General features: G+C 70.9%; 5 protein-coding genes. 1 reads left to right on the top strand and 4 read right to left on the bottom strand.

All coding sequences use genetic code 11. The features are described 5' to 3' along the window. The coding region (locus JNB50_RS24835) for a helix-turn-helix domain-containing protein (protein ID WP_208042752.1) at positions 1–138 on the top strand (138 nt) is incomplete at its 5' end. Between the two features lie 570 nt (positions 139–708). Here the strand turns inward: JNB50_RS24835 and JNB50_RS24830 are convergent. The 4 genes from JNB50_RS24830 to JNB50_RS24815 form a co-directional block, all read right to left on the bottom strand. Beyond that, the gene (locus JNB50_RS24830) at positions 709–996 is read right to left on the bottom strand and encodes a hypothetical protein (protein ID WP_208042751.1); all 288 of its coding nucleotides are present in this window, start codon (positions 994–996) and stop codon (positions 709–711) included. Positions 997–1,086: 90 nt separating this feature from the next. Next, positions 1,087–1,950, bottom strand: coding sequence for a transglutaminase family protein (locus JNB50_RS24825; protein WP_208042750.1), 864 nt, complete (start codon positions 1,948–1,950; stop codon positions 1,087–1,089). Beyond that, a complete protein-coding gene (locus tag JNB50_RS24820) occupies positions 1,947–2,873 on the bottom strand; it encodes an alpha-E domain-containing protein (RefSeq protein ID WP_208042749.1) in 927 nt (308 codons plus the stop codon). The genes JNB50_RS24825 and JNB50_RS24820 overlap by 4 nt, the downstream gene beginning before the upstream one ends. Then, positions 2,873–4,606 (bottom strand): circularly permuted type 2 ATP-grasp protein, encoded by a 1,734-nt coding sequence (locus tag JNB50_RS24815; RefSeq protein WP_208042748.1) that lies wholly within the window; start codon positions 4,604–4,606, stop codon positions 2,873–2,875. Before JNB50_RS24815 ends, JNB50_RS24820 begins: the two co-directional genes overlap by 1 nt. Positions 4,607–4,911: the final 305 nt, after the last annotated feature.

Genomic DNA, 4,911 nt, shown 5'->3' with positions numbered 1-4,911 from the left:
GCGGCCGCCCGCCAGCTCGGCATGCACCGGCACACGCTGCGCGCGCGCGTCGCGGACGCCGAGCGGCTGCTGGGCAGCGACCTCGGCGGCTTCGCCGCGCGCGCCGACCTCTACGCGGCGCTGCGCGCCGTCGAGTAGGCGCGCGCCCCGCCCCGCCTCGCCCCCCCGCCCCGCCCCGCCCCCTCGAGATTCGTCACGAATGTCGTCATTCGTGCCACGAATCTCGACATTCGTCACGAGTGTCACAGTTCGCGGCACGACAGTCGCGATTCGTGACGAATGTCGCAAGTGGTGCACGAAAGCGGAGATTCGTCACGAATGTCGACATTCGTGCCACGAAAGTCGCGATTCGTCACGAATGTCGCGAGTGGTGCACGCAAGCGGAGATTCGTCACGAATGTCGCGAGTGGTGCACGCAAGCGGAGATTCGTCACGAATGTCGAGATTCGTGCCACGAAAGTCGCGATTCGTCACGAATGTCGCGAGTGATGCACAAAAGCGGAGGTTCGTCACGAATGTCGAGATTCGTGGCACGAAAGTCGGTATTCGTCACGAATGTGCGGCCACGGGAGTTGTGGCGATGTGCGGCGAATGGTGCGTTGGGCGCCGCGAAACGGCGCATTTGGCGCACATGTGGCGACCGCGGTGTGGGCGGCAGGCGGCGCCGCGGCGCAGGCGGCAGCGCGGCACGCGCATCGCCAGCGCGCGTCAGGCTTCGGCGGTGACGGGAGGTGCGGGAGGCCCCGCGGGCGTGTCGCCGGCGTGCCGGGACGCGCGCAGGCGGGTGACGATCAGGGCGCCGGCCGCGGCCGCGGCCGCGATGAAGAAGAGCGCGGCGATGGCGAGGTCCACCCACTGCCGACGCGTGAACCCGTCGTGGTGCCCGACGGCGACGGTGGCCAGGCCGTGGTCGACGGCCGGCGTGGTGAGTGCGCCCAGCGCGACGGCGCCGACCACCAACGCGAACCCGAACAACGACCAGCCGACACTACGCATGACCCCATTCAAACCGACCTGCATCCCCTGGCAACCCTGACGTGCCGATCGTTACCGGTCGTTCAGGTAGCGAAGAACCGGGGATGCCGCTCACGCCTCCCGGGTGATCGACACCGACACGAACAGTTCCGACCCCGCCGCCCCCGAGTACACGCCGCGCAACGGGGCGACATCGGTGTAGTCGCGGCCGTGCCCGACGCGCACGTGCCTGTCGCCGATCTCGATGCCGTTCGTCGGGTCGAAGCCGTACCACTCGCCGCAGAACCACTCGACCCAGGCGTGCGACTCGCCCACCACGGTCTCCCCCACCGCTGCGTCAGCCTTCGGGTGCAGGTAGCCGGACACGTACCGGGCGGGGATGCCGGCGGAGCGCAGCGCCCCGATGGCCACGTGCGCGATGTCCTGGCAGACGCCGCTGCGCGACGCCCAGGCCTCCCCTGCGGTCGTGCGCACCCCGGTGACCCCGCTCTCGTACGTCATCGCCTCACCTGCCGCGACCGCGATCGCGTGCGCCGCCGCGCACGGGTCGTCGCGCGCGGCGCCGGCGGCGGCCTCCGCCGCCAGGGCGACCAGGGAAGCAGGAGGGTCGGTCAGCAGGGTCTGTCGCAACTGCTGCGCGCACTCCCCCGATCGGGCCACCGTCGCGGCGACCTCGTGCGGGTCGACGTCGACCCGTCCCGCCCCCGTGCCAGGCGGGGGCGTCAGCACTTCCACCAGGCTGGTCGCGGTGATCGTCAGCTCGCGATGCGGGTTCAGCACGTCGAACGCGAGCACGCGGGTCCCCCAGTAGTCGGTGTACTGGTGGTGGGACGACACCGGCTGCACGTCCAGCGACGAGTGCAGGACCAGCTGTCGGTCGCCGGTTACCGGCAGCATCCGCGCCTCGTTGTAGGAGGCCGACACCTCGGCGCCGTACCGGTATCCGGTGGAGTGCGTCACCCGGAGGCGCTTCACGACCGCTCCCCCGTCCAGCTCGGCGCGGAGCTCTCCGGGAAGTAGCGCTGCGTGATCGCCGACGTCGCCGCGCTCGTGGCGTCCTGGATGGTCGACATGTACGCGGGGAGGTCGTCCAGCACGTCGGCGACGGGACGGAACTCGAGCTCGCTCTGCACCTGGCCGAGAAGTCTCACCGCTCGGTCGGACACGCCGGCGCGCTCGTGCCTCGGCTCGATGTCGCGCAAGCTGTCGACCGCGCGCGTCACCGCGTACAGGATCGAGCGGGGGAACAACCGGTCGTGCAGCAGGAACTCGGCGGCGTTCCGCGTCGACGGCACCCCGCGGTAGGTGCGCAGGTAGGCCTCGTACGCGCCGCACGAACGCAGGATGGTCGTCCAGCTCGGGCCGCTGGCCTCCGTCAGCGAACGCGTGGCGAGCAGCCGGGCGGTCATGTCGGCGCGCTCCAGACTGCGGCCCAGCGTGAAGAAGTGGAACGCTTCGTCGCGGCTGGCGCCGGAGTCCATGATCCCCACCGCGAGCGCCGTGCGCTCGCGCACCCAGGTGAAGAAATCGTGCACCTTGTCGCCGGCGACCCGTCGCGGTACCCGGGCGGCGGTGGTGTTGAGGCACTCCCAGAGCTCACTCGACACGATCTCGCGCGCGCGTCGGGCGTTCTCACGCGCCGAGGTGAGCGAATACCCGATGGAGGCGGGGGTTCCGCGGTCGACCGCGAGGATGCGCAGCACGTCCTCCCGCGCGATCGGCCCGGGAACCGCCGCCGACCCCATCACGCCGAGCAGCGAGCGGCAGGCGGTGTCCTCGTCGATCCAGGGATCCTCCAGCAGCAGCTGCAGGTGCACATCGAGGATGCGGGCCGTGCCGTCGGCGCGTTCGACGTACCGGCCGATCCAGAACAGCGACGACGCGATCCTGCTGAGCATCAGGCGGTCTCCTCTCGCGCGATCGGGGCGGCCTCCGGCGACGCGACCTGCCGCTGCCGTTGCTGTTGTTGCTGCTGCTGCTGGTCCGTGCGCGGGGCGTCCTGCTCGGAGTGCTCCGGTGCGGGCAGGGGTGTTGCGGGCAGCGGAGACGAGGGCAGAGGAGGCGCGGTGGCCTGGTCGGCGACAAGGGCAGGGACGCCGCGCCCCTCCACCCGCGCGTACGGCTGCGCCGGCCGGGCGTCGACGCCGGGATCCACGCCCGGAGCGCCCACCACCCAGGTGTCCTTCGAACCTCCGCCCTGGCTGCTGTTCACCACGAGCTGCCCCTCCGCCAGCGCGACGCGCGTCAGCCCGCCGGGGAGCACCCAGACCTCGCGTCCGTCGTTCACCGCGAACGGCCGCAGGTCGACGTGCCGCGGGCGGATCCCGTCCTTCACGAGCGTCGGGATCGTGGAAAGCTGCACGACCGGCTGAGCGATCCAGCCGCGCGGATCCGCGAGCAGCTGGGTGCGCAGCCGGGCCAGCTGCGCACGGTCGGCGTCGGGGCCGATCACGAGCCCCTTGCCTCCCGACCCGTCGACGGGTTTGATCACGAGCTCGTCGAGACGGTCGAGCACCTCGGCAAGCGCCTCCGGCTCCTCCAGGCGCCAGGTGTCGACGTTGGGGAGGATCGCGTCCTCGGCGAGGTAATAGCGGATCAGGTCGGGGAGGTAGGTGTAGACGAGCTTGTCGTCGGCGACCCCGTTTCCGACGGCATTGGCGATCGTGACGGTGCCGAGACGCGCGGCGAGCATCAGCCCGGGGGTGCCGAGCACCGAGTCCACCCGGAACTGGAGCGGATCGATGAAGTCGTCGTCGATGCGGCGGTAGATCACGTCGACCCGTTGAGGGCCGGAGGTCGTGCGCATCCACACGGTGCCTCCCGAGCAGAACAGGTCGCGGCCCTCCACCAGCTCGACCCCCATCAGCCGGGCGAGAAGGGTGTGCTCGAAGTACGCGGAGTTGTAGACGCCCGGCGTGAGCACGACGACGTTGGGGTTCTCCATGCCGCCCGGCGCGCTCGCCTTGAGGGCCTGCAGCAGTCGGTAGGGGTAGTCGCCGACCGGACGCACGCGCATCGAGGTGAAGAGCTCGGGGAGGGTCTGCGCCATCACCCGGCGGTTCGAGATCACATAGGAGACGCCGCTGGGGACGCGGACGTTGTCCTCCAGCACCCGCCAGCCGCCCAGCTCGTCGCGGACGAGGTCGATGCCGGCGACCTGGATGCGCACACCGTTGGCGCTCTCCACCCCGGCGGCAGCGCGGTGGAAGTGAGCGGACGACGTGATGAGACCGGCCGGGATGACGCCGTCGCGGACCGCGTTCTGCGCGCCGTAGACGTCGCTGAGGAACGCCTCCAGTGCGCGGACCCGCTGCTGCACACCGCGCTCGATACCGGTCCACTCGGCCTGCTCGATCACCCGTGGCACGGCGTCGAGAGGGAACGGCCGCTCCTCGCCGGCGAAATCGAACGTGACGCCCTGCGCGAGATAGGAGCTGGCGAGCGCGTCGGTCCGGCCGCGGAGCTCCTCCTGCGTCAGTGCGGCGAGTGCCGTGTAGAGCTCGCGATAGGCGGGGCGCGTGCGCTCGGCGACCGCTCCGCGGGTGTCGGTGAACATCTCGTCGTACGGCCGCGCGCCGCCGCGTCGCCTGCGCGGCGCGTGAGCGGTGTAGCCGCCGAACAGATCACCCATGGCAGGACGGTACCGACGCGCGGTTTCCCGGAGATTTCCCCAGGTTTCGCGCACGTCACACGGTGTCGCGTGCGCGGCGGGCAGCGTTCTCGGGGGAAATCTCCGGGAAACCGCGCGTCGGTACCGTCCTGCCATGGGTGATCTGTTCGGCGGCTACACCGCTCACGCGCCGCGCAGGCGACGCGGCGGCGCGCGGCCGTACGACGAGCTGTTCACCGACACCCGCGGAGCGGTCGCCGAGCGCACGCGCCCCGCCTATCGCGAGCTCTACACGGCACTCGCCGCACTGACGCAGGAGGAGCTCC

The organism is Leifsonia sp. TF02-11 (assembly GCF_017565305.1).
Classification (GTDB): Bacteria; Actinomycetota; Actinomycetes; order Actinomycetales; family Microbacteriaceae; genus Leifsonia.
This window is presented reverse-complemented; position numbering and strand designations above follow the sequence as displayed.

Coding starts and splice junctions, on each gene's coding strand:
- JNB50_RS24830 (WP_208042751.1), bottom strand. CDS start 996: ATGCGTAGTGTCGGCTGGTCGTTGTTCGGGTTCGCGTTGGTGGTCGGC.
- JNB50_RS24820 (WP_208042749.1), bottom strand. CDS start 2,873: ATGCTCAGCAGGATCGCGTCGTCGCTGTTCTGGATCGGCCGGTACGTC.
- JNB50_RS24815 (WP_208042748.1), bottom strand. CDS start 4,606: ATGGGTGATCTGTTCGGCGGCTACACCGCTCACGCGCCGCGCAGGCGA.